The sequence below is a fragment of the Micromonospora sp. C28ISP2-4 genome (assembly GCF_030519385.1).
Taxonomy (GTDB): Bacteria; Actinomycetota; Actinomycetes; order Mycobacteriales; family Micromonosporaceae; genus Micromonospora; species Micromonospora tulbaghiae.
Genome location: NZ_JAUMKG010000006.1, coordinates 391,724 through 415,633, shown reverse-complemented (window position 1 = coordinate 415,633; position 23,910 = coordinate 391,724). Strand labels below are relative to the sequence as shown.

The following is a 23,910-nucleotide window of genomic DNA, read 5'->3' as shown; positions in this document are numbered from 1 at the left end:
CCCCAGGGGTGACGGGGACGGGCCGCACGTTCGTCAGCGCCAGGTGTCGGTGACGGTGCGGGTGCCGCCGGCCGACGTGGTGAGCGTCCGGTTCGCGCCGGACTCCCAGGTGACAGTGCCGTCCGGGTTCTTCTTGACGTACTTGTACTCGACGGCTGTGTTCGGGGGCAGGTCGACAGTGGCCCGCCAGACCGGGTAGGCGGCGGACGAGAGCGCGACGGCGGCGGCCGGGTTCCAGCCACCCAGCGCCGGTATGTTGCCGACGACGAACACGTTCTGCCCGTAGACGGTGGTCGCGGTGACGGAGAACGTGGTGGCGACCGCCGTGGTGACGGTGTCGCCGCGGAACGTCTCGGTCACCGCGTACGTGCCGGTCACCGGCGTGGCGAGCGTCCGGTTCACGCCGGATTCCCAGGTGACCGCGCCGGCGGTGGTGAGCTTGACGAACTTGAACTCCACGGCGGTGGACCGGGGCAGGCCGACAGTGGCGCGGTAGACGCCGCCGCCCTGCGCGACGAGCTCGACTCCGTTCGCGGGCGTCCACGAGCCCAGTTCGGGAATGCCGCCGACGACGCGGACGTCCTGCCCGGCGGCCAGATTGGCGGTGACCGTGAACGTGGTGGCGATCCGGTCACTCGGGCTGACCGTGGGCGACGCGCTCGGCGAGACGGTCGGAGAGGCGCTCGGGGAGGCCGTCGGGGACGGGCTCTCGCCCGGCCGGGCGTTCACGTGGATCGCGACCGCGTCGTTGGCCGGGACGGTCACAGTGGCCCGGCCGCCGGACACGGTCACCGCGGAGCCGGTGCAGCCGCTGCCGGTGGCGACGCCGGAGATGACGTCGCAGTACCGGCCGTCGGCGAGCCCGGTGACGAACGTGGCGGTGGTGGCGGAGCTCGAGTCGTTGATGCCGATCCACGCCCGGTCGCCCCGGTGGAAGCCGATCACGTTGCTGTTCACCGTGGTGAAGTCCGAGACCGTCTTCACCGGGCGGGCGGCGTTGGCCCAGCCGACCATGCCCTTGACGCCGGTGCTGCGGCTCAGGCAGGTCCAGGCGGCGCCGCAGACCGTGTCGGTGACCCGTCCGGTGCCGTCGTGCGGCGGGGACTGGTTGCGGTCGGACCAGGTGAAGCTGTCGTAGACCGACGGCTTGCCGTGCGGGTAGGCCAGCGCGAAGTAGTTGGCCAGCACGTAGTCGGAGCCGTTCTTGTACGACAGCACCACACCGTCGCGCTCCAGGTCGTGGTTGGTGACCATGGAGAAGACGTTGGCGCTCGGCGCGTCGAGGTTCCAGTTCGGCACGTTCGCCAGCGCCGAGACGGAGCCCTGGAACGCCGAGCGGATGCCCTTGGCGTACGCGAAGTCGAGCACGTCGCCGTTGCCGATGTACGCGCGTGCCTGCAACGCCGGGTTGCTCGCGCCGTCGAAGATCTCCTGCGCGACGTACGGCCGCCGGCCCTCGGCGACGGTGTCGTTCAGCTTGCCGAGGACTGCCGCGAAGTCGTCCTTGCGGATGTGCTTGACCGCGTCGACCCGGAAGCCGTCGACGCCGAGCCCGATCAGGTCGTTGAGGTACGCCGCGATCTTGTTCCGGACCGCTTCCTTCTCGGTGTAGAGGTCCGACAGCGACAGCAGCTCGCAGCTGGTCACCTGGGACTCGTTGTTCCAGTCGCTGATCGCGCCGCCGGTCGGGCAGTTGTCGCCGGGGCGGTGGAAGTCCCCGGTGCCGTACGGCACGGCCGGGTAGTCGTAGCCGGAGAACGCGGTGCCGGCGTAGCCGCGCGTGCCGGCCGGGTTGTTGGTGCCGGCCATGTGGTTGACCACCGCGTCGACGTAGACGCGCACACCGGCGTTGTGGCAGGCGGTGACCATGGCGGCGAACTGCTGGCGGTTGCCGAACCGGCTGTCCAGCTTGTACGACACCGGCTGGTACACCTCGTACCAGGGGTACGCGCCGTCGGCGCTCGCGGGCAGCTTCACCGACTCCTGCGGCGGGGCCACCTGCACGGCGCCGTAGCCGGCGGGTCCGAGGTGGTCGGTGCAGGCGGCGGCGACCGAGTTCCAGTTCCATTCCCAGAGGTTGGCGGTCACCTCGCTGTCGTTGAGCGCTACGGCGGCTCGGGCGGGGGCAGGGACGGTGGTGGCAGCCGCGACGGCGACCGTGCCGCCGGCCGCGACGAGCGCGGCGGCGAGCAGCAGGCGACCGGCACGGCCACGGGGGTGCGGCCTGGCGGAATGCATGGCTGGGGGACCTCTTCCGTGGTTCGAAAGGGTGAGCGGGGTGGGGCGGCCGTCCCGGGTGACGAACACCATGCGCCATCCATGAAAGTCTTTGCAAGAGCTTGCGGCAAAGTTTTCGAAACCAGCAGGCAACACGAAGGGGTGCTAATTCCCTGTCACCAGCGGCGATCCACCATGGACCGGACCGTCCGACCCCGGAGCCGATTCCCGCCGCTCGGGACGCGGTGAACCGCTTCCCGAGAAGACCGCAAGTTCCGAACAGATTTTCCAACGTTTGCGGGGCCGCGGCACCCACCTCGTCGATCCGGGCCTGCCGGCGGCCGCCGCCACGTACCGTGTTCCTAGATCCCGCTCACGCGGCGGCCGGCCCGCGCGCCGCGCCCGTGCGCCCCACCCGGCCGGAGGGAGATGCCGTGGCCGCTCCCGGTGTCCGCCGGTACGCCGTGGCCGGCGCGCCGCTGCGCTGCGACGCCCGGGAGCACGGCCTGACCGGTGACGGCGTGACGAACGACCAGCCGGCGCTGGCGGCACTCGTCGACCGGCTCGGGGACGCGTACGACGCCGACGGCCGGGCCCGCGTCATCTACTGCCCACCCGGCGTGTACGCCGTCCGCGACGCCGGCACCGTCTGGCGCAGCGGCGTGTCGCTCATCGGCGCCGGACCGGGCGTGACCCGGTTCGTGCTGAGCAACGAGGGCAACCGGGCGCAGCCGGTCCCGCTGGCGTTCCACACCGCCGAGCAGCACGGGGCGAGCCCGGACCGGCACCTCGCCCACTGCACGTTCGCCGACTTCGAGATCGACGGCTCCGGGGTCGCGTCGGCCGACTACAACCCGCTGGCCAAGGGGCTGGGATTGCAGTACGTGACCGGTGGCGTCTTCCGCAACCTGTTCATCCACCACACCGCCGCCACCGGGTTCGGCTGCGACTTCCTCCAGGACACCGTGGTCGACAACGTCCGGGTGCTGGAGTGCGGCCGGATGGACGACGGCCTGGAGATGGGCGGCGCGGGCATCGGCATCGGTATCGGCGGTTGGGGGCCGGTCGAGCGGCTGACCATCGCCGACTGCACGGCCGTCGGCAACGCCACCAACGGGATCTTCGTCGAGATGCAGTACGCCGGCCGGCCGCAGCCCCGGGGTATCCGGATCATCGGCTGCCACGCCGAGAGCAACCGGTTCGGCATCTCCGACTGGGGCGCCGACGGGCTGATCGTCACCGGCTGCACGATGGTCGGCAACCTGGAGGCCGGCTTCCAGGTCTCGGCGAAGGGCACCACAGGCGTTCCCGGGCGGGGTGGCCTGCTCACCGACTGCCTGATCGACGGCAACATGCGCGACGGGGTGAACATCGGCAACACGCGGGGTCCCTACACGGTGCGGGGGAACCGGATCAGCGGCAACGGCCGCTACGGCTACCACCACCAGGACCTCGGCGAGGGCAACCGGGCCACCGCCGAGGAGATCGTCATCGAGAGCAACGACATCTGGGGCAACAGCCTCGACGGGATCCGCTCCGACCGCCCGCTGCGCGACGCGGTGATCATCAACAACCGGATCCGCAACAACGGCCGCCAGTGCGCCCCGGCCGCCACCGGCGGCGGCGAGTCGGTCCGCTACACCGGGACCACGCTCGTCGACCAGCGTGCCCGCTGGCCGCGGGACGGGCACCGGGGCAAGCGCCTGCGGGTGGGCCGGCGCTTCGCGGTGGTCGCCAGCAACGACGAGACGACGCTCGTGCTCGCGCCGAACCGTCCGGGCATCGACAGCTCCTGGAGTGCCGACACGCCGTCGCCCGGTACGCCGTACGAGCTGCCGGCGCCCCCGGAGAACCGGGCCGGTGTCACGCTGAACGCCACCTGCGACTCGGTCACCGTGCGCGGAAATCTGATCCGGGACACCGGCTCCGGTACGCAGACCGCCGGCATCTGGATCACCGAGCGCGGCAGTTGCCTGAACTGCCGGGTGGTCGAGAACGACCTGGACGGCAACCACACCGCGATCCGCGCCGACACCCCCGCCCTCGGCGGGCAATGGCAGGGCAACCACGGCGACCAGTGACCGCCCCGGGTGTGGGGCGGCGGGTTCGGGGTAGGAGCGGGCGTGGGCGACTGGCGGCAACTGCTGATCCCCGACACCCCGCTGTGGGAGATCGCGTTGCGGGGCAGCGTGGTCTATCTGACCATCTTCGTCCTGCTCCGCGTGCTGCTCAAACGGGAGAGCGGCAGCACCGGCGTGACCGACCTGCTGGTGATCGTGCTGATCGCCGACGCGGCGCAGAACGCGATGGCCGACGACTACCGGTCCATCACCGACGGGATGCTGCTGGTCGCCGTGATCATCGGATGGGCGTACCTGCTCGACGCGCTGTCCTACCGCTGGCCCGCGGTCGCGCGCCTGGTCAACCCCGGCCCCCTGCTGCTCGTCCGCGACGGCCGCATCCTGCACCGCAACATGCGCCGGGAACTGATCACCGAGGACGAGCTGTTCAGCCAGCTCCGCCAGCACGGAGTGGAGCGCCTGGACCAGGTCAAGGAGGTCCGGATGGAGTCCCAGGGCCAGTTCAGCGTCATCACCCGCAGCAAGGCGCCGCGCACGGGCCGCTGAGTCAGAACCGCCGGCGCGGCAGCCACCCCAGGAAACGAGCCCTGGCCTGGGCGGGCGGCAGGGCCGGCAGATCCTTGGTGGCGGCGACGAGACAGGCGCCGAGATAGACGGCGAGCGCCGCGGTCGTGCCGCCGAACTCGACGAGCAGCTGGCTCTGCTTCGTGGGACACGGCCAGGCGGCGGCGCAGCCGCTGCACCGCCAGCTCGGCGGCACCGGCAGGTGTGCGGGCGGGGCGTAGTGGCGGGACGCGCTGTTGCGGCCACGCCGGTCCGGGCGCGACCCTCCGCCGGGTGCCGGCCCTGCGAGGCGCTGGCGGACGCGGGTCAGCGCCGCACCGACCCGGACCAGCGCCTCCACGCCCACCCGCTGGGCCAGCACAGCCGTGAGCAGGTGATGCCCCAACGCGTCGAACTCGTCAAGGGTCCATTCCCGCCGCTGGCAGAAGTCGCGCAGCGCATGGCCGTCCGCGCGGGACGGATGCGCCAGCGCCTCCTGCAGCGTCTCCCGCACCGCGACGCTCAGGGCCGACTCGTTCCCCCGGAGCCGGCCGGCCACGCGGTGATCATCCACGAGCTGCCGGAGCGACTCCGCCGCCGCCCTCCGGGCCACGTCCCGCGCGTACGCCATGTCCACCTGCGCCCCCTCGACCACCGCCCCAGCGAGCCACCACGGGGCCGACTTTTCCCCACCGGCGGAATGCGGGGCTAGGCCCGTCAGCGCACGAAAGGCAAGCCGCTGATCGCTTAGCGCAAAGTCCGTTGATGGGATTCGGGATATGCAGGAATCCCATCAAGCAATAGCATCCGGAGAGGCGAGATTCCTTCGCTCCCCGCGGTGACGACTTCCACTCCCCGGACGAATACGGCAGGGGGACGACGTGAGGCCCAGCTCCATCGTCAGCCATCACTTCAGGAGCCGGCGGCCGGACCTCATTCACCATTACCTCACCGAGGCTTACGGCACGCGGGGCATGCGCATCCGCGGTGGCGGCGGGTTCCGGCTCAGCCACCGACGGCTCAACGCCGGCTCGTTCCGGGTGGACCGGGTCGCGCAGTCGGGCGATCTGCGCATCGACGTCGAGCAACTCGACTCCGTGGTCGTCTGCCAGAACACGCGCAGCGTGGTGAGCCGCATCAGTGAGGGCGAACTGCATTCCTTCCGCCCCGGTGACGTGTTCCTGAACGCCCATCCGGGCCGTCCGTACCGCCTACGGTGGCGCTGCGGCGAGGTGCTGCTGATCCAACTGGACCCGGGCCTGCTCCAGCAGGTCGTCTCCCCCGCTCCCGGACGCCGGCTCGCGCCCGTCCGGTTCACCGACCTCCAGCCGGCCTCCCCGGTGCTGGCCGAGCACTGGCGGCTCACCGCCCGCTACGTACGCCTCGCCGTGCTGGGCAACCCCGAGGCCGGCCGCCAGCCGCTGGTGCTCGCCACGGCGGCGCGCACCCTCGCGGCGGCCGCGCTCGCCGTCTTCCCCAACACCGCTGCGACCGATCCGACGCCGCAGGACCGGCGGGACGCCTCGGCGCCGGCGCTCCGCCGGGCCATCGCCTTCATGGAGGAGAACGCGCACCGCGACATCAGCCCGGCGGACGTCGCAGTCGCCGCCGCCGTGTCCGTACGATCCCTGCAACTGGCCTTCCGGCGGCATCTGGACAGCACGCCGGCCGCCTACCTGCGGCGCATCCGGCTGGAGCGGGCACATCAGGAACTGCGCATGAGCGATCCGCGACGCGAGACCGTCAGCGGGATCGCCACCCGATGGGGCTTCCTGAGCCACAGCAGGTTCACCGCTCACTACCGGTCCGTGTTCGGCATCCCACCGAGCCGTACGCTGCACGGCTGATCCGGCCGGCCCTGCGCCGGGCGACCGGCCCCGGCAACCGGACGAGCCCCGGCCCGCCGCGACGCGACGGACCGGGGCTCGCTCGGATGCGGCGGATCAGGCCAGGTCGAAGCGGTCCAGCTCCATGACCTTCGTCCAGGCGGCCACGAAGTCGCGGACGAACTTCTCCCGCGCGTCGTCGCTGGCGTAGACCTCGGCGAGCGCCCGCAGCTGCGAGTTGGAGCCGAAGATGAGGTCGACCGCGGTGGCGGTCCACTTCACCTGGTCGGTCGCCAGGTCCCGGATCTCGTACACGTGCTCCTCGGACTCCGCCGCCTTCCACCGGGTGCCCGGGGAGAGCAGGTTGACGAAGAAGTCGTTGGTGAGCACGCCGGGCCGGTCGGTGAGCACGCCGTGCGCGGCGCCGCCGACGTTGTTGCCGAGCGCGCGCAGGCCGCCGACCAGCACTGTCATCTCCGGCGCGGTCAGGTTCAGCATGTACGCGCGGTCGATGAGCAGCACCTCCGGCTGGGTCTTCTCGCCCGGCCGCAGGTAGTTGCGGAACCCGTCGGCGCGCGGCTCCATCACCCGGAACGACTCGACGTCGGTCTGCTCCTGCGTGGCGTCGGTACGACCGGGGTGGAACGGCACCGTCACCTCGACGCCGGCGTCGCGCGCCGCCTGCTCGACAGCGGCCGAGCCGGCCAGCACGATCAGGTCGGCGAGCGAGATCTGCGCGCCGCCGGCGGCGTTGAACTCCTGCTGGATGCCCTCCAGGGTGGCCAGCACGGTGGCGAGCTGCTCCGGCTGGTTGACCTCCCAGTTGCGCTGCGGCTCCAGCCGGATCCGCGCGCCGTTGGCGCCACCGCGCTTGTCGGTGGAGCGGTAGCTCGCGGCCGAGGCCCAGGCGGTGGACACCAGCTGGGCGGTGGTGAGGCCGGACTCCAGCACCTTCGCCTTGAGCGCGGCCACGTCGGCGTCGTTCACCAGTTCGTGCGCGACGGCCGGCACCGGGTCCTGCCAGAGCTGGGCCTCGGGCACCCACGGGCCGAGGAAGCGGCTGACCGGGCCCATGTCACGGTGCAGCAGCTTGTACCAGGCCTTGGCGAACGCCAGCGCGAACTCGTCCGGGTTCTCCAGGAAGCGGCGGGAGATCTTCTCGTACGCCGGGTCCACGCGCAGCGACAGGTCGGTCGTGAGCATCGTCGGGCGGTGCTTCTTGGACGGGTCGTGGGCGTCCGGAATGATCGCCTCGGCGTCCTTGGCGACCCACTGCTTGGCGCCACCGGGGCTGGTGGTCAGCTCCCACTCGTAGCCGAAGAGGATCTCGAAGAACCGGTTGCTCCACTGCGTCGGGCGGTCGGTCCAGGTGACCTCGAGGCCACTGGTGATCGTGTCGCCGCCCTTGCCCTCGCCGTACGTGCTCAGCCAGCCCAGGCCCTGCGACTCCAGCGGCGCGGCCTCCGGCTCGGGGCCGACGTGGCCGTCGGCGGGGCCGGCGCCGTGGGTCTTGCCGAAGGTGTGGCCGCCGGCGATCAGCGCGACGGTCTCCTCGTCGTTCATCGCCATCCGGCGGAACGTCTCACGGATGAAGTGCGCCGCCGCGAGCGGGTCGGCGTTGCCGCGCGGGCCCTCCGGGTTGACGTAGATCAGACCCATCTCGGTGGCGCCGACGCCGGCCACCATCTCCTTCTCGGAGGCGTAGCGCTCGTCGCCGAGCCAGGCGTCCTCGGGACCCCAGAAGATCTCCTCCGGCTCCCAGACGTCCTCACGGCCGAAACCGAAGCCGAAGGTCTTGAAGCCCATCGACTCCAGCGCGACGTTGCCGGCGAGGACCAGCAGGTCGGCCCAGGAGATCTTCTGGCCGTACTTCTGCTTGACCGGCCAGAGCAGCCGGCGGGCCTTGTCCAGGTTGGCGTTGTCCGGCCAGCTGTTCAGCGGGGCGAAACGCTGCCCGCCGTCACCGGCGCCACCGCGGCCGTCCTCGATGCGGTACGTGCCCGCGGCGTGCCAGCTCATCCGGATCATCAGGCCGCCGTAGTGGCCGAAGTCCGCCGGCCACCAGTCCTGCGAGGTGGTGAGCACCTCGGTGATGTCCCGCTTGAGCGCCTCGACGTCGAGCTTGGCGAACTCCCTGGCGTAGCTGAACTCCGGGCCCAGCGGGTTGCCCTTGGACGAGTGGGCGTGCAGCACCGACAGGTCGAGCTGGTTGGGCCACCAGTCGCGGTTGGTGCGCGGACGACCGCCGGTCTTCGGGGTCGGCGAGTCGATCGCCGGGTTCTCGCTCTCGCTGCCGTGCGCGGTCACGGAGTCGTGCGCGACCGGGCAGCCGGCCGCCTCCTTGGCGTCCACGCCCTGCGGGCTGACGGGCCGGTTGTCCTGGGTGTCGCTCATCTGTTTCCTTCCGAACTGGCGGATCACTGGGCGGTGCGGTCGGCCGCGCAGCCGGGGCAGGTGCCCCAGTAGACGACCTCCGCCTCGTCCACCACGAAGCCGTGGTCGTCCGAGGCGGTGAGACAGGGGGCGCGGCCGACGGCGCACTCGACGTCGGCGATGGCGCCGCAGGAACGGCACACGACGTGGTGGTGGTTGTCTCCCACCCTCGACTCGTAGCGGGCCGTGGCGCCGGCCGGCTGGATGCGCCGGATCAGCCCGGCGTCGGTGAGTGCCCGGAGCACATCGTAGACCGCCTGGTGGGACACGGTGGGCTGCTCGGCGCGGACCAGGGCGATCACCGTGTCGGTGTCGACGTGCGGGTGGTCGCGCAGCGCGGCCAGCACCGCCAGGCGGGGCCGGGTCACCCGCAACGAGACCGCCCGGAGCTGCGTCTCGAAGTCGGCCGTCATGCGACGACCTTAGTCCGGTCTTTTGGAATGAATCAAGTTTTTGCCCGGGTGTGTCGGCTGTCACACGACAGTGGTCCGGGCACGCGAAAACGGGGGTGCCGCGCGCCTGACGCGCGGCACCCCCTCCCCGGAAAAGGGCTCAGGCGGCGGAACAGCTCGCCGTCGGTGTGTTGCTGTTGCCGTTCTTGTAGAGCGTGATGCCGAAGTTGTTGCCGTTGCCGTTCGGGCGCGCGGTGAGCGTGCCGCTGGTGCCGCTGACGGACGCGTTCCAGCTGTTCTGGAGGCTCTGCCCGCCCTGAGTCTGGATGCTGACCACCCAGTTGCTGGTGCCGCTGACCGAGAAGGTCACGTTGAACCGGTCGCCCCACTCCTCGGCCCGGCTGACGCTGACCGTGCAGCCACCGTTGTTCGGCGGCGGGGTGGTCGGGTTGCCACCGCTGGTCCCGCCGATCGTGATGTTGGAGTTGCCGCTGCTCTGGTAGCCCTCGGTGGCCAGGATCTGGTAGTCGTGCGAACCGAGGTTCATGCCGTAACGCGACCAGGCGTCGAAGTGGTTGCCGGCGGTGATGGTGCCGCCCACGCGCTTCGACTGCCGGACGCTCCAGTACTGGTAGAACGTCCGCGTCCCCTCGATCGAGGGGGCGTTGACCCGCTGGGTGCGGTAGACGTCGTACGTGCCGCCGTCGGAGGACACCGAGCCCATGTAGCCGCTGCCCGGCGGGCGCCAGCTGCCCCAGCTGTCCACGATGTAGTACTCGACGAGCGGGTTGCGCGTCCAGCCGTAGAGCGTCAGGTACGCGTTGCCGGACGGGTTGAAGCTGCCGGAGTAGCTGACCGTCCGCCGCCCGCCCGGGTTCCAGCCCTTGCCGGCGACGAAGTTGTTGATGTTGCTCCACTGGGTGCTGTACTGACCGCCGTTGCCCATGGTCATGGACACGTTGCCACTGTCTTTCCAGAAGGAATAGAAGTAGCCGTTGTTGGTGCCGGTCGAGTTCGACGTGACGGTGGTGTCGGCGTAGGCCGGAGCTGACGTGACCGCCGTCGCCCCGGCGGCGATCAGCGCCACGGCGCAGGCTCCGCCGAGGACCATCCTGAGGCGTCCGCGCCTGCGGATGCCCGTACGGACGGGGGCGTCTTTCATGGACGGGTTTCCTCCCTGTGACGGCTGGCGGGCGGCCAGCCGGGTGGCGCGAGCCGCGGGTGCTCGCCCGCCCGCGGACGGCGGGACCGGGGCGACAACCGCGCCACGGTGGTGGTCGGACATCGACGTCAATCGAGATGCGCCGATGGCCACAGTATTGGAGGCCCGGTTCATCCTGTCAACAAGTTCCGGAAATGTTGTGGTAACCGCGCGGCGGGCCCTGAACGGGCGTTATGGCTGCCGGAAAGGGCTCGCGATCAGCGCCGACGGACCGGCGCCAACCGTCTTGCCACCGCCAGGGGCGGCGAAGTTCCGAAACTTTTCGGGCTCGTTCCGGATCAACCCCGTCGCGTCTCCGCTGATGCCGGGACGGCGCCAACCGGAGCGTCCACATTTGACGGCTCGCCGGTCGGTCGGTTCAATGACGGCCGGACCGGAGTCGGACCCGATTCCGGCCGGGTGAACCGAGGACGTCGCGCACCCGTCCGGCGTACGTCATCACCGGAAGGACCGCCCTGTGACTGCCGATGCCCCCGGCCCGCGCCCGCGGCGGATCCCGCGCGGCCTGGTCGCCGCCGGCGCCGCCGGGCTGGTGGCGCTGAGCCTCGTGGTCGCCGCCCTCAGCGGGGACGTCGCCGCCGCCCGCGACGACGAGCCGGCCGGCCGGACCGTCTCCGCCGATCACCTGGCCGCGATCCGGACCGCGGCCCGCGCCTGCCCCGCGCTGACCCCGGCGCGGCTGGCCGGGCAGCTGATGGCCGAGTCGGGGCTGGACGGGCGGGCCGAGCGGACCGCGTCCGGCGGACGGGGCCTGGCCGGCCTGGACGACGAACGGTGGCGGACCTGGGCGCCGTGGCCGGACGCGCACCGCACGGACGCCGCCGCCAACATCCTCGCGCTGGCCCACCACATGTGCGACCTGGTCGGGCAGCTGCGCGCGGCAGCAGTCCCCGGCGACCCGTGGCGACTGTCGCTCGCCGCGTTCCACACCGGCTTCGACGAGGTACGCGCCGCCGAGGGGGTGCCACCGGCAGCTGTCCCGTACGTCGACGAGGCAAGCCGGTACGCCGCCTACTACGGGCGCCAGGACGGCTTCGCCGGGACCGGCCCGACCGGCGGCGAGGGTGAGCGCCGGCAGCCCAAGGCGGTCCCCGCCGCGTACGTCCGCCTGGTGGTGCGGGCCGGCTCGGTGTGCCCGCAGGTGCCGCCGGCCACTGTCGCCGCCCAGCTCATGGCCTCCTCCGGCTTCGACCCGAACCTGCTCGGCGACGGCGGCCGCAAGGGCGTCGCCCAGTTCCGGCCCGAGCTGTGGCGTGCCCACGGGCCGTCCGGCGCCTCGCCGTGGGATCCGCAGGCGGCCGTACCGGCGGCCGGCGCCACGCTCTGCGCGCTGCGGCGGGAACTGGCCGCGCTCGACGGCGACCCGGATCTGCTGGCGCTGGCGGCGTACCGCGACGGGACCGACGCCGTGCGCCACACCGGCGGCGACTTCGACGCCGAGACGCAGACGTTCCTGCGCACGGTCCGGGAGTTCGCCGACTTCTACGCCCTCGACGGCCGGCTGCGCGGCACGCCGGCGAGTTCCGGCGCGCCCGCCGGCCGGACGCCCACGGCGAAGCCGCCGTCCTCGTCGGCCGCGCGCCCGTCCACGCCGGCGCCGGCCGCGGGCACGTCGAAGGAGCCGGAGAAGCCGTCCGCGCCGGCCCGCCCGGCCGGCGCGAAGCAACTCGTCGGCAAGGAGACCGGCCTGTGCGCCAGCGGCGGCAGCGGGGACGGCGTACGCGTCGTCCTGCGGGCCTGCCGGGAGGAGCGCTTGCAGTGGTGGACGTTCGCGTCCGACGGCAGCATCCGGGTCAACGGCGACCTCTGCCTGGACGTGGCCTGGGGCGAGAAGCGCGACGGCGTACCGGTGCAGACCGCGTGGTGCAGCGGCAACCCGGCGCAGAAGTGGGAGTGGATCGAGAGCCAGGGCCGGCGGTCGCTGTTCAACCGGGCGACCGACCGCTGCCTGGACGTCGACGGGCACGCCGCGGGCGCGCCGCTGAACGCCTGGACCTGCGTGTTCAACGTGAAGCAGACCTGGTCGCTGCGCTAGCGGCGCGCGACCAGGTCTGCCGGGCGGACCGGATCAGGGAGTCGTGGTCAGGGCCAGCCCGAACACGCCGCAGCAGCCGACGCCGAGGACCGCGAGCAGGATCAGCATGACGCTGTAGTTGGACCACAGGCCGAACCGGGTGACGTCGGTGCCGTACCCGTCGTAGACCCGGTTGCGCCACCCCCCGAAGCGGAACGCGAGGTGGTGCGCGGCCCCCGGCTGGACCGCGAGCGTCGTGGTGACGATCGGGACGCCCATGAAGTCGGTGTACCGGACGTCGTGCGAGCCGGCCGGCACCGCGACGTGCCAGGTCCCCTCGCCGGGGATCGCCACCACCTGACGGTCGATCTTGAAGCGGCTGGTCACCGGCACGGGGATCAGGTACGGCCCGCGGTTCACCGAGACGACGAGCACCCCGCAGCCGGGCGGCGGGGCGATCGGGTGCGGGTAGGCGATCAGCGGGCTGACGGCGCCGGGCATCGGCGGGTACGGCTGCGAGGGGAGGTAGGACACGGCTGGATTCTGGCACGGCCACGCCAACCGTCGATCTCCCCCGGTCAGCCCGCGCCACCGCCGGCCCCAGCGCGGCCCGGACCCGGTCGGTGCGGTCCTGCGCCGGATCGGCGCCGTCGGCGAGCAGGAGCAGCACGTCCGTGACAGCCGTGCCGTCCTCCCCCGCCGCGAGGACAGTGCAGTCGCGGACGTCCGGGCAGTGCGCCGCCACCTGCTCGATCGTGACACCCGCGGGCGCCGGGTGGGCGCCGCTGACGTTGTGCGTCCAGCCGGTCTCCCGCATGTCCTGCATGATGGCCTTCTGCCCCCAGGGCAGGGGCGCGGTGCCGGCGCCCGGCCCGGCGAACGCCACGGGAACCTGGGCCTGGGCCGTCTGCGCGAACACCCGTTCATCAGAGCGACGCGTATCGGCGCGTGTCAACGTGACGGCGCACGGTTACGCTGCCGTCCATGCGGGACGCCGTCCGGGTCTGGATCGTTGCGGCAGCGGTGCCGGCGGACGAGCTGGCGCGGTACCGGGCGGTGCTCGACGCGGACGAGCGGGACCGGGCCGCGCGGTTCGACACCGAGGCGCTGCGGGACCGGTTCACCGTGGCGCACGGCGCGCTGCGCGTCCTGGCCGGGCGGGCCACCGGCACGTCACCGGTGGCGCTGACCTGGCGCCGGGGCCGGTACGGCAAACCGGCGCTGACCGCACCGTGGAGCGGCCTGCACACGAGTCTGTCGTACTCCGGGAATCTCGTGGCGGTCGCGCTCAGCGAGGGCCGTCCGGTCGGGGTGGACATCCAGCACGTCGCGCCGGGCGGGGATCCGGTGTCGGCGTCCACACGATTCTTCGACCTCCGGGAGGCGCGGCACGTCGCCGCCGGACCGGACCCGGCCGGCCGGGCGCTGCGGTTCACCCGGCTGTGGGCGCGCAAGGAGGCGGCCGTCAAGGCGGCCGGGGGCCGGCTGTGGCCCAACCTCGGCGTCCCGGTGCACGCGGGTGACGTGGTCGAGTGCGTCGAGCCGGCCGGCCCGCACCGGCTCGCCGACCTGCCCACGGCCGCCGGGTACGCGGTGGCGGTCGCGCTCGCCGGCGACCGGCCGTACACGGTGGAGTGGCGTACCGGCCCCGGTCACGATCGGTGACGACGGCGGCGACCCGGCGCGGGTGAGCGCCTGCGAGGACAGGTGCCAGCGCGTGCGGGTCGGCCGGCCGCAGCGCGACCGCCTCCCCGCCTCGTGCAGCCGGGCGTAGAACGGGTACGGGTCGCGCCGCACCTCGTCACCGAGCAGCTCGTCGAGGGAGACGGTCACGCGCACGGCCGCTCCTCGCGTACACCGGCGAGCATGTCGGCGGTCGTGTGCGCCCGGATGCCGGGCGGCACCGGGTCGGCGAACCGCGCGACGACCGCCCGGACGTGGGTCTCGGCGGCCTCGGCCAGGCCGTCGTAGACGGCCGCGAACAGGTCCCGGGCCGCCCGGCGCGGCCATCCGGCGGGCAGCAGTTCCAGCGGTAGCCGCGGGTCGAGCGTGGGAAACCGGCGGTACGTGTCCATCACCTCGGTCCGGGCCCGCACGGCGGCGGCGCCGTCGACGGAGCCGAGCCGCGACACCAGCGGGGTCCACCGGCGCAGGAACGCCTCGTAGTGCCCGCTGATCGCGTCGACGTCCCAGGCGTCCACGGGAGCGCGCTGGCCGATCGCGTCCAGCGCGTCCTGCCGCCCCCGGAACACCGTGACCGCGCCGAGGGCGAGCTCGGCGAGCCGGGCCCGCGCGGGCCCGGCCAGCTCGTACGGCGAGATCCACAGCCCGTCGTAGAGCGGGGCGAAACCGAGCCAGCGCAGCTGGCCGCGCAGCGCCCGGCGCTGGGTGCCGTGGTCCTGCGGCAGCGAGAAGGCGACGATGGTCCAGCAGCCGTCCCACGCCTGCGCCTCGGCGGTGGAGGCGGTGATCCAGTTCCCGCCGGCGGACAGGTCGGCGGCGGCGGCGCGGCTGAGCCGGTAGAAGCTGTTGCGGCCCTGCCGGGCACCCTCCAGCACCCCACGGCGGGCCAGCCGGCTGATCGCGGTACGCGCGCCGGCGCTGGTCACGCCGGCCTCGCCGAGCAGCGCGACGATCGCCGCGGACGGCAGCGCGGCGCGGGTACGCAGCGTGTAGTCGGTCAGGAGCGTCACCGCGACGCTCTGCGGCGAGGTGCCGGCCTGCCGCCGGGGCAGCCGCGGCGCCGGCCCCTCGTCCGGGTAGATCTCCTCGATGTCGAACGGGCTTGCCACACGCGCTCCGGGCTCGGCTCAGGGACGGTGCACCGACTGTAGACGAACGCCGCCGCAGCTCATCGGAGCGCATCGATTGACACTTGGACGTCCGGCCGGAACACTATGTGCCATACGACGGAGCCGGGCCGGGCGATCCACGTCAGTGGGTGAGGCGCGACACCGCGGCGGCCCGGGTCGCCGGCGCGGCGCGCACCCGCCCGTCCCCGCCCGCACAGGGCGATCGAAGGAGTCTCCGTGAGAATCAGAGCCAAGATGGTGGTGGCCCTGGCCGCGTCGCTGGCGGCGGCCGGTCTGGTGATCCCCGCCGTCCAACCCGCGTACGCGGCGTCGCTGACCGAGGTGACCAGCTTCGGCGACAACCCCGGCCGGATGCGCATGCACGTCTACGTGCCGGACGCCCGCCCGGCCCGGCCGGCCACTGTGGTGGCCATGCACGGCTGCGGCGGTTCCGGCCCCGGCTTCTACTCCGGCAGCGAGTTCGCCGGCCTGGCCGACCGGTACGGGTTCATCGTGATCTACCCCAGCGCGACCCAGCAGGCCGGCTTCGGCAACTGTTTCGACACCTGGTCCGACGCGGCCAAGCGGCGCGGCGGCGGCAGCGACCCGGTGTCGCTCGTCTCGATGGTCCGCTACGTCCAGCAGCAGTACGGCGCCGACCCGGACCGGGTCTTCGCCACCGGCAGCTCGTCCGGCGGCATGATGACCAACCACATGCTGGCGCTCTACCCGGACGTCTTCAAGGCCGGCGCGGCGTTCATGGGCGTGCCGTTCAACTGCTTCGCCGGCGCCGCCGACTACCCGCCCGGCTCCAGCCAGTGCACCGGCGGGAACATGAACCGCACCCCGCAGCAGTGGGGTGACGCGGTCCGCCAGGCGTACCCCGGCTACACCGGGCCCCGCCCCCGGGTGCAGTTGTGGCACGGCACCAACGACACGCTGGTGCCGTACTCGCTGCTCCAGGAGACGATCGAGCAGTGGACGAACGTGTTCGGCCTCAGCCAGAACCCCACGTCCACCGACACGCCGCAGTCCGGCTGGAACCGGCGGCGTTACGCCGACGCCAACGGCACCGTGCAGGTCGAGGCGTACAGCATCCAGGGCGCCGGGCACAGCCTGCCGTCGGCCGGCATGGCCGCGGTCGCGGTGGCGTTCTTCGGCCTGACCGGCACGCCCGGCCCGACCACGCCGCCGCCCGGTCCGACCACGCCCCCGCCGGGACCGACCACGCCTCCGCCCGGCCCGACCACGCCCCCGCCGGGGCCGACCACCCCGCCGCCCGGCACCGGCGCCTGCTCGGTGAGCATCGAGCTGAACGCCTGGAACAACGGGCTGACCGAGAACATCACCATCACAAACACCGGCACCGCCGCGGTGAACGGCTGGTCGCTGGCGTTCACGCTGCCCGGCGGCCAGACCATCACCTCCGGCTGGAACGCGTCCTACTCCCCCTCCTCGGGTCAGGTGACCGCACGCAACCTCGCGTACAACGCCACCATCCCGGCCCGCGGCTCGACCACCATCGGCTTCCAGGCCACGCACACCGGCAACACCGCCCGGCCCAGCGCGTTCAGCCTCAACGGGGCAGCCTGCACGCTCGCCTGACCGGCACCGCACACTCCGGCGTTTCTTCCCACGGCGCCGGGGACGGCCCCGCGACCCGCACCGGTCGCGGGGCCGTTTCGCGTGTCCGCCGCGCCCACCTCCGGCATAACGTCGACCCGGCCACGATCAGCGAGGCGCGCGCCGCGCCGTCACAGGGGTCGCCGCCTGACGCCGTTCCGGCCGCGCCGTCACGGCCGGTCGGCACCGTCACGGAGTGTGGCCGGGTAGACAGCCACGCCCGCCCTTTTTGCCGACACCGCGTTGTTAACATGACGACATGGTGTCGACAAGTCTGAGAGGTGGCGGCTGATGTTCCTGGCCATTCGCGAGCTGGGGTTCGCGCGGCTGCGATTCGCCCTGATGGGGGCCGTGATCGCGCTGATCTCGGTGCTGATGGTGATGCTGTCCGGCCTGTCCGTCGGGCTGGTCCGCGACGGCGTCTCCGGCCTGCAGAACCTGCCGGTCACCTCGTTCGCCTTCGCACACGGCGTGCAGCACGACTCGGCGTTCTCGCGCAGCGTGGTGGACGCCTCGGCGGTGGACACCTGGCGTGACCAGCCGGGCGTGGCGGAGGCGGCCCCGTTCGGCAACACGCTCGTCAACGGGCGTACCGACGGCGGCACCGAGGTCGACCTGGCCCTGTTCGGCGTCGAGACCGACTCGTTCCTGTCGCCCGCCGTCAGCGAGGGCGACCGGCTCGGCCCGGCGGACGGGATCGTGGTGAGCCCCACCGCCATCGACGCGGGCCTGCGCGTCGGCGACACCGTGACGGTGGACCGGCTGGGCACGCGGCTGCGCGTCGTCGGCGTCACCGAGCAGCAGGACACCTTCGGTCACGTCGACGTGGCGTACGTGCCGCTGGCCACGTGGCAGGCGGTCAAGTCCGGCACCCCGGCCGGCGCGCAGGTGCCGGCGCAGGCGACCCAGGAGATCACCGCCGTCGCGGTCCGCGCGGCCGACGGCGACTCCGTGGACCTCGCCGCAGGCGACAAGGCGGCGGGTACGGAGAGCCTGACGCTCGACGAGTCGTACGGCGCCTCGCCGGGCTACACCGCCGAGACGACCACGCTCCAGCTGATCCAGGGCTTCCTGTACGCCATCTCGGCGCTCGTGGCCGGCGCGTTCTTCGCGGTCTGGGCGATCCAGCGCAAGCAGGAGGTAGCCGTTCTGCGGGCACTGGGTGCCTCGACCCGCTGGGTGCTGCGCGACGCCCTCACCCAGGCACTGATCCTGCTCGCCCTCGCCATCGCCGTGGGCATGGGGATCGGTCTCGGCCTCGGCGCGCTGATCTCCGGCGGTAACGTCCCGTTCGCGCTGCACCCGCAGAGCATCGCCGCCGCCGCGGCCGGACTGCTCGTGCTGGGTCTGGTCGGCGCGGGAGCCGCCGTCGTCCGTCTCACCTCCATCGACCCGGCGACCGCCCTGGGAGGCAACCGATGAGCAGCCGGACCACACCGTCCCCCGCGACGCCGGGGACCACGGCGACCGACCTCGGCCTGGTCATGCGCGGCGTGCACCTGCGGCACGGCGACGGCGCGGAGACCGTGCACGCGCTCGACGACGTCGACCTGACCGTGGCGCCGGGCGAGCTGGCCGCGATCGTCGGGCCCTCCGGCGCGGGCAAGTCCAGCCTGCTCGCAGTCGCCGGCGGGCTGGCCCGCCCCGACCAGGGCACCGTCACAGTGGCCGGGCACGACATGACCGTGCCCAGCCGCCGGGCACGCACCGAGCTGCGCCGCCGGCACGTCGGTTTCGTGTTCCAGTCGGGCAACCTGCTTCCCGCGCTGACCGCCGCCGACCAGCTGCGCCTGCCGCTGCGGCTGGGCGGGCGACGGGAGCGGTCCGGACGCGACCCGCTGGAGATGCTCGCGCACGTCGGCCTGGCCGGTAAGGCCGACCGCCGGCCGCACCAGCTCTCCGGCGGCGAGCGCCAGCGCGTCGGCATCGCCCGGGCGCTGATGACCGAACCCTCGGTGCTGCTGGTGGACGAGCCGACAGCGGCGCTGGACCGGGCCCGCAGCCACGACATCGTCCAGTTGCTCGCCCAGGAGGCGCGGGAGCGCTCGGTGGCCGTCGTGATGGTCACTCACGATCACGACGTGCTGCAATACTGTGACACCATCTACGAGATGATCGACGGCAAGCTCGCCACCAGCAGCTGACCGACGACCAGGGAGCGACGCGGGCCGGACACGGGCGGCGGGAGACACGGGGAGGTCGGTGTGCCGAAGATCCAAGCCTCGACCGTCGCGGAACACCGGGCCGCACAGCGGGCGGCGTTGCTCGACGCCGCCCGCGCCCTGCTCTCCGAGCACCCGGAACAGATTCCGAGCCTGGCCGACGTCGCCCGGCACGCCGGGCTGGCCCGGTCCAGCGCGTACTCGTACTTCAAGTCCCGCACCGACATGTTCGACGTGCTGGTCGCCGACACCTTCCCCCGGTGGTCGGCCTTCGTCGAGAAGCAGATGGCCGAGGCCCGCACGCCGGGGGCGAGGATCCTGGCGTACGTCGAGGCCAACCTGCAACTGGTTGCCCGGGGCGACCACGCACTGGCCCGGACGCTGGCGTCGGCGGGCAACAGCGACGTGCTGGCGACCTCCAGCCGGCTGCTGCACGACAGCCTCGAAGCCCCGCTGCGCGCCGCGCTCACCGAGCACGGGGCGAGCGACCCGGACCGGATGGCGGAGCTCGTCCAGTCGGTCGTCTACGCCCTCAGCCGGATGATCGAGAACGGTCTCGACCTCACGGCCGCCACCGGCCTCGGCCGCGAGCTGCTCACCCCGTACCTGCGCCCGGACGCGGCCTGACCTCTACCACCGCCACGCGGCCGCGGCCCTGACCGCCGCCCTCGGCCCCGCCGCATGCCGGCGCGACCCCCGAATGGCGGCGGTCCCTCCGAACCGGACGGTGCCGACCGGCCTGTCCGGATGATCGCCGCACGCCGCCGACCGGTAGCCGGTCGGCGGCACTGTCGTTCCTGCCGGACGGCCGAACGATCGAGCGGCGCATAGACAAAACTCACCGGCTTGCGTTCCGCCCAGTGGAACAGCAGGTCAGAGGAATTGCATCGGGCCAAGTTGCCGATCAGTAGGCCGTTGACGGAGACCGGTGTCACCCTACCGCTCCACTCAATCGAACGGCGTACGGTTCCTCCGAACGCTCTCGGCCTCGCCGAGTGCGGCCCGAAACAGGAAGTCCGAGGCATGCCCGACGACAAGCTTCTCGCTCTTCTCTCCGCCACCCGGCTCGGTCGTCTCACACTGCGGAACCGGGTCTTCGTCCCGACGCACCCTTCGGACTAGCGAACAATGTGCCCGCACTTGCGCTGCCGGCGCGGTAGGAACGACTGATGGCGGTGGCGCGCAGTTACCTGTACGTGCCGGGCGACCGGGCGGACCTGCTGGACAAGGCGGCCGGGCGGGGCGCGGACGCGCTCGTGCTCGACCTGGAGGACGCGGTCACGCCGGCTCGCAAGGCACACGCCCGGGAGACGGTCGCCGGGTTCCTGGGCGCCGCCGCGCCGTCCGGCCCCGGGCTGTGGGTGCGGATCAACAGCGACCAGGTCGAGGCGGACGTCGAGGTGCTCTCCCCCGCGGCGGCCGGGGTGTGGGTGCCGAAGGCCGAGCCGGAGCTGCTCGCGGAGGTCGACGCCGCGCTGACCCGGGTGCAGCGGCGACTCGGCCCGGACGCCCCGGCGTTCCGGGTGGTGGCGCTGATCGAGACCGCCCGGGGCGTGCTCACCGCGTCGCGGGTGGCCGCCGCGCCGCGGGTGCTGCGGCTCGGCCTCGGTGAGGCGGACCTCGCCGGTGAGCTGGGGTTGCAGCCCGGGCCGGACCGGGCGGAGTTCGCCCCGATCCGCTCTCAGGTCGTCGTCGCGTCGGCGGCCGCCGGCATCGCCCCCGCGGTGGGGCCGGTGGAGACGACGCTGCGCGACCCGGAACGGCTGGAGCGGACCACCCGGGCGCTGCTGCGGCAGGGCTTCCGGGCGCGCAGCGCCATCCACCCCGGGCAGATCGCGACGATCAACGAGGTGTTCACCCCCACCGAGGCCGAGGTGGCCTCCGCCCGGGCCGTGCTGGAGGCGCTGGAGCGGGCCGAACGCGGCGGCTCCGGGGTGGCCACCGACGCCGACGGGCGGCTGCTGGACCGGGCGGTGGTGCGTGCCGCCACCGAGGTGGTGCGCCGCGCCGAGGCGTCCACCGGCTGACGCGTGACGCCGGGCGGGGACCGTCGACAGGTGGCAGGCTCCCCGGCCTGAGCCGGCCGGCGCGAACCGGGCGGGGCGCTCCCGTGCGCCCCGCCCGGCGGCGTCTTCCAGTGGTTCCGGTCAGACCACCGCGGGCTGGGCCTCGGTGGCCATGACGAGCGCGCCGAGCAGCGCGGCGTCCTGCGCGAAGCCCGACAGCACGATCTCCGGCGGGTACGGCAGCGTGTGGGTGAGCCGCTCGGTCAGCAGCTCCCGCACCAGGTGGTTGCCGGCGACGCTGCCGACCAGCACGATCCGCTGCGGGTCGAGCAGCAGGCAGCATGTGACGAGCTGGCGGGCCAGCTCGTCGACGCGCAGGCGGAGCTGATCGCGTACCGGGCCGGGCTGCTCCGCGGCAGCGCACAGGCCGGCGGCCCGGCCGTCCACCCCGAGCCGCTGCGCCAGCTCGTCCAGGGCCCGGCCGGAGAACGTCGCCTCCAGCATCGGTTCCAGCCGGGGCGGCCAGCTGAGGTCGGTCAGTCCGTAGGCGATCTCGCCGGCCGCGCCGTGGCGGCCCGGCAGCACCTCGCCGTTGACGGTGACCGCCGCGGCGACACCGGTCCCGAGCCCGACGACGAGTCCCGGATCGGCGTCCCGCAGCGCGCCGAGCCGCAGTTCGGCGTATGCGGCGGCCTTCAGGTCGTTCGTCACCCGCACGTGCGCGAGGTTCAGGTGGGCGCGGACCGCGTCGGCCAGCCGCAACTGCTCCCAGCCGGGCACGTTCGGCGCCAGTTCGATGCCGTCGTCGTGGACGACGCCGGGCGAGGCGATGCCGGCCGCGACGATCGTTCCGCCGGTCTGCTCGGCGAGTTCGCACGCCCGGTCCAACGCCCGGGTGAGGGCCTGTTGCGCGCCCTGCTCGGCGATCGTGGGCAGGCGCTCGGAGACGAGCAGCCGGCCGTCGGTGTCGCCCACGCCGATCGCCATCTTGGTGCCGCCGAAGTCGATGCCGAGCAGGCGTGGGTTTGCCGGTCGTTCCATGGTGATGTCAGATCGCCCTTCGGGCCGTCGGTCCAGATCACGTGGTCGCCGCGACACGACGTCCGCGACCACGGCCAGCTGCGTCTGCCGCCCCGTCACGGGCCTACCCTCGCCGCGACCGCCTCGGCGAGTGCCGCGTCGGCACGGGTCAGCCGCTCGCGCAACGTCTGCGCCCGCTCCTGCACCCCGTCGAGCATTGTAGACAGTCGTCCGACCTGGTCCCGGACGGCCGCCTCGCCGGGGCCGTCGGCCTGGACGCGGCGCAGCACGAGTTCCGGGCGGACCGCGGCGGCCAGCAGGTCCCGTACCGCGGCGGCGTCGAGCGTCAGACCGAGGTCGGCGGCGGTGGACCGGACCAGCTCCTCGGTCCAGGTCGCGGGCGCGCCGCCGCGGACCAGCCGGCCGAGCAGCGAGTGGGCGCCCCGGAACGGCACGCCGTGGCGGGCCAGCGCGTCGGCCGCCGCGGTGGTGGTTGCGCCGGAGGCGACGATCTCCTCACCGGACGGCGGGCGCTGCGGGTCCAGCTTCTCGATCAGGCCGCCGAGCAGGGAGAAGAACCGGTACGCCCGGTCGTCGCCCTCCCAGAGCCGGGCCTGCACGTCGGTGGTGGCGTTGTTCGAGTCCTCCCACCAGGCGGCGCCGACGTTGTTGAGCACGCTCGCCGCGTCGGCCGCGGCGGCGCCGGCCATCGAGACGAGGTGTTCCAGCACCACCGGGTTGCGCTTCTGCGGCATGATGCTACTGCCCTGGGTGAACTCCCCGGGCGTGACCACCCAGCCCCAGCTCAGCCAGTCCATCAGGGTGCGGGCGAGGCGGGCGCCGGTGGCGAGCGCCTGCGCGTTGAGCGTGGCGACCCGGATCAGGTGGTCGGCGCCGGCCACCGCCTCGTACGAGTTGACGATGAGCTGGTCGAAGCCGAGCAGGTCGGCCAGCCGGCGGGGCGAGATGTCCAGGTCGGTGCCGGCGAAGGCGCAGGAGCCCAGCGGCGAGCGGTTCATCTCGTCGAGCAGGTCGGCGTACGCGGCGGCCTCGCCGGCGAGCGCCTCGGCGTAGCCGGCGAAGACGTGCCCGATGGTGGTCGGCTGGGCCGGGCGGCGGTGCGTGTAGCCGGTGACGACCACGTCGGCGTGCCGGTCGGCGCGGTCCAGCACGGTCCGGCCGGTGGCCAGCAGCGCGTCGAGCACCTGGAGCAGCTGGTCGCGCAGCACCATCCGGAAGACGCCGGCGTCGAGGTCGTTGCGGCTGCGCGCGAGCTGCACGCTCAGCTGCGACACCTCGATGCCGGCCGCGGCGGCGAGGCGCTTCTCCAGCGTGTAGTAGACGTCCTCGACGCTGCCGTCGTACTCCAGCTCCTCGGGCCGGTCGCCGGTGAGGGCGACCAGGCCGCGCAGCATCGTCGCGGCGGCCTCGTCGGAGATCAGTCCCTGCTCGGCGAGCATGACGACGTGGGCCTTGCTGGCCGTGACCATCGCCGGGTAGAGGTGGGCGACGTGGTGGTCGAACACGACGCGGAGATGGTGCTGTTGGTAGACGGTCAGTGACGGGCTCATGGTGGCCT

The 23,910-nt window shown here is 72.9% G+C and carries 19 protein-coding genes; 10 read left to right on the top strand and 9 right to left on the bottom strand.

All coding sequences use genetic code 11. The features are described from left to right. Positions 1–33 precede the first annotated feature (33 nt). Complete coding sequence (locus Q3W68_RS22880; RefSeq protein WP_302907406.1) at positions 34–2,238, bottom strand: carbohydrate-binding module family 20 domain-containing protein; 2,205 nt, start codon at positions 2,236–2,238, stop codon at positions 34–36. A 413-nt stretch (positions 2,239–2,651) separates the two neighbouring features. Between Q3W68_RS22880 and Q3W68_RS22875 the strand changes: the two genes are divergently transcribed. Together Q3W68_RS22875 and Q3W68_RS22870 are read left to right on the top strand one after the other, a co-directional pair. Beyond that, positions 2,652–4,298 (top strand): right-handed parallel beta-helix repeat-containing protein, encoded by a 1,647-nt coding sequence (locus Q3W68_RS22875; protein ID WP_302907405.1) that lies wholly within the window; start codon positions 2,652–2,654, stop codon positions 4,296–4,298. 42 nt (positions 4,299–4,340) lie between these two features. Beyond that, positions 4,341–4,844: a DUF421 domain-containing protein gene (locus Q3W68_RS22870; protein ID WP_302907404.1), complete on the top strand. Its 504-nt coding sequence runs from the start codon at positions 4,341–4,343 to the stop codon at positions 4,842–4,844. Position 4,845: 1 nt separating this feature from the next. On the opposite strand, the gene Q3W68_RS22865 is transcribed toward Q3W68_RS22870, so the two are convergent. Continuing rightward, entirely contained in the window at positions 4,846–5,478 is a 633-nt protein-coding gene (locus Q3W68_RS22865; protein WP_302907403.1) for a hypothetical protein, read from the bottom strand. Between the two features lie 244 nt (positions 5,479–5,722). Here Q3W68_RS22865 and Q3W68_RS22860 point away from each other — a divergent pair, with 244 nt between their 5' ends. After that, positions 5,723–6,688 carry a helix-turn-helix transcriptional regulator gene (locus Q3W68_RS22860; protein WP_302907402.1) on the top strand — a complete coding sequence of 322 codons (966 nt, stop codon included), beginning with the start codon at positions 5,723–5,725 and terminating at the stop codon, positions 6,686–6,688. 96 nt (positions 6,689–6,784) lie between these two features. On the opposite strand, the gene katG is transcribed toward Q3W68_RS22860, so the two are convergent. The 3 genes from katG to Q3W68_RS22845 all read right to left on the bottom strand — a co-directional run bounded on the left by katG (position 6,785) and on the right by Q3W68_RS22845 (position 10,654). Next, positions 6,785–9,061, bottom strand: coding sequence for a catalase/peroxidase HPI (gene katG, locus Q3W68_RS22855; protein ID WP_302907401.1), 2,277 nt, complete (start codon positions 9,059–9,061; stop codon positions 6,785–6,787). A 23-nt stretch (positions 9,062–9,084) separates the two neighbouring features. Then, positions 9,085–9,513, bottom strand: coding sequence for a Fur family transcriptional regulator (locus Q3W68_RS22850; protein WP_302907400.1), 429 nt, complete (start codon positions 9,511–9,513; stop codon positions 9,085–9,087). Positions 9,514–9,652: 139 nt separating this feature from the next. Next, complete coding sequence (locus Q3W68_RS22845) at positions 9,653–10,654, bottom strand: glycoside hydrolase family 11 protein (RefSeq protein WP_302907399.1); 1,002 nt, start codon at positions 10,652–10,654, stop codon at positions 9,653–9,655. Positions 10,655–11,171: 517 nt separating this feature from the next. Between Q3W68_RS22845 and Q3W68_RS22840 the strand changes: the two genes are divergently transcribed. Beyond that, complete coding sequence (locus tag Q3W68_RS22840; RefSeq protein ID WP_302907398.1) at positions 11,172–12,749, top strand: ricin-type beta-trefoil lectin domain protein; 1,578 nt, start codon at positions 11,172–11,174, stop codon at positions 12,747–12,749. A 33-nt stretch (positions 12,750–12,782) separates the two neighbouring features. Here the strand turns inward: Q3W68_RS22840 and Q3W68_RS22835 are convergent, their stop codons facing one another. Beyond that, positions 12,783–13,262, bottom strand: a complete 480-nt coding sequence (locus Q3W68_RS22835) for a hypothetical protein (protein WP_302907397.1) — start codon at positions 13,260–13,262, stop codon at positions 12,783–12,785. 450 nt (positions 13,263–13,712) lie between these two features. Here Q3W68_RS22835 and Q3W68_RS22830 point away from each other — a divergent pair, with 450 nt between their 5' ends. Beyond that, entirely contained in the window at positions 13,713–14,393 is a 681-nt protein-coding gene (locus Q3W68_RS22830; protein WP_302907396.1) for a 4'-phosphopantetheinyl transferase superfamily protein, read from the top strand. 164 nt (positions 14,394–14,557) lie between these two features. Here the strand turns inward: Q3W68_RS22830 and Q3W68_RS22825 are convergent, their stop codons facing one another. Beyond that, positions 14,558–15,520: a PaaX family transcriptional regulator C-terminal domain-containing protein gene (locus Q3W68_RS22825; RefSeq protein ID WP_302907395.1), complete on the bottom strand. Its 963-nt coding sequence runs from the start codon at positions 15,518–15,520 to the stop codon at positions 14,558–14,560. A 237-nt stretch (positions 15,521–15,757) separates the two neighbouring features. On the opposite strand from Q3W68_RS22825, the gene Q3W68_RS22820 reads away from it, so the two are divergent. The 5 genes from Q3W68_RS22820 to Q3W68_RS22800 all read left to right on the top strand — a co-directional run bounded on the left by Q3W68_RS22820 (position 15,758) and on the right by Q3W68_RS22800 (position 21,332). Beyond that, complete coding sequence (locus tag Q3W68_RS22820) at positions 15,758–17,125, top strand: PHB depolymerase family esterase (protein WP_302907394.1); 1,368 nt, start codon at positions 15,758–15,760, stop codon at positions 17,123–17,125. 309 nt (positions 17,126–17,434) lie between these two features. Further along, positions 17,435–18,565, top strand: a complete 1,131-nt coding sequence (locus Q3W68_RS22815) for an ABC transporter permease (RefSeq protein WP_302907393.1) — start codon at positions 17,435–17,437, stop codon at positions 18,563–18,565. Next, a complete protein-coding gene (locus Q3W68_RS22810; protein WP_302907392.1) occupies positions 18,562–19,287 on the top strand; it encodes an ABC transporter ATP-binding protein in 726 nt (241 codons plus the stop codon). The genes Q3W68_RS22815 and Q3W68_RS22810 overlap by 4 nt, the downstream gene beginning before the upstream one ends. 60 nt (positions 19,288–19,347) lie before the next feature. Further along, the gene (locus Q3W68_RS22805; RefSeq protein ID WP_302907391.1) at positions 19,348–19,932 is read left to right on the top strand and encodes a TetR/AcrR family transcriptional regulator; all 585 of its coding nucleotides are present in this window, start codon (positions 19,348–19,350) and stop codon (positions 19,930–19,932) included. Positions 19,933–20,474: 542 nt separating this feature from the next. After that, a complete protein-coding gene (locus Q3W68_RS22800) occupies positions 20,475–21,332 on the top strand; it encodes a CoA ester lyase (protein WP_302907389.1) in 858 nt (285 codons plus the stop codon). Between the two features lie 120 nt (positions 21,333–21,452). Here Q3W68_RS22800 and Q3W68_RS22795 read toward each other — a convergent pair whose 3' ends face one another. Continuing rightward, positions 21,453–22,352, bottom strand: coding sequence for an ROK family protein (locus tag Q3W68_RS22795; protein ID WP_302907388.1), 900 nt, complete (start codon positions 22,350–22,352; stop codon positions 21,453–21,455). Between the two features lie 95 nt (positions 22,353–22,447). Further along, positions 22,448–23,902, bottom strand: coding sequence for an argininosuccinate lyase (locus Q3W68_RS22790; RefSeq protein WP_302907387.1), 1,455 nt, complete (start codon positions 23,900–23,902; stop codon positions 22,448–22,450). Positions 23,903–23,910 lie beyond the last annotated feature (8 nt).

Coding starts and splice junctions, on each gene's coding strand:
- Q3W68_RS22790 (WP_302907387.1), bottom strand. CDS start 23,902: ATGAGCCCGTCACTGACCGTCTACCAACAGCACCATCTCCGCGTCGTG.
- Q3W68_RS22795 (WP_302907388.1), bottom strand. CDS start 22,352: ATGGAACGACCGGCAAACCCACGCCTGCTCGGCATCGACTTCGGCGGC.
- Q3W68_RS22810 (WP_302907392.1), top strand. CDS start 18,562: ATGAGCAGCCGGACCACACCGTCCCCCGCGACGCCGGGGACCACGGCG.
- Q3W68_RS22845 (WP_302907399.1), bottom strand. CDS start 10,654: ATGAAAGACGCCCCCGTCCGTACGGGCATCCGCAGGCGCGGACGCCTC.
- Q3W68_RS22850 (WP_302907400.1), bottom strand. CDS start 9,513: ATGACGGCCGACTTCGAGACGCAGCTCCGGGCGGTCTCGTTGCGGGTG.
- Q3W68_RS22880 (WP_302907406.1), bottom strand. CDS start 2,238: ATGCATTCCGCCAGGCCGCACCCCCGTGGCCGTGCCGGTCGCCTGCTG.
- Q3W68_RS22800 (WP_302907389.1), top strand. CDS start 20,475: ATGGCGGTGGCGCGCAGTTACCTGTACGTGCCGGGCGACCGGGCGGAC.
- katG (WP_302907401.1), bottom strand. CDS start 9,061: ATGAGCGACACCCAGGACAACCGGCCCGTCAGCCCGCAGGGCGTGGAC.
- Q3W68_RS22830 (WP_302907396.1), top strand. CDS start 13,713: ATGCGGGACGCCGTCCGGGTCTGGATCGTTGCGGCAGCGGTGCCGGCG.
- Q3W68_RS22815 (WP_302907393.1), top strand. CDS start 17,435: ATGTTCCTGGCCATTCGCGAGCTGGGGTTCGCGCGGCTGCGATTCGCC.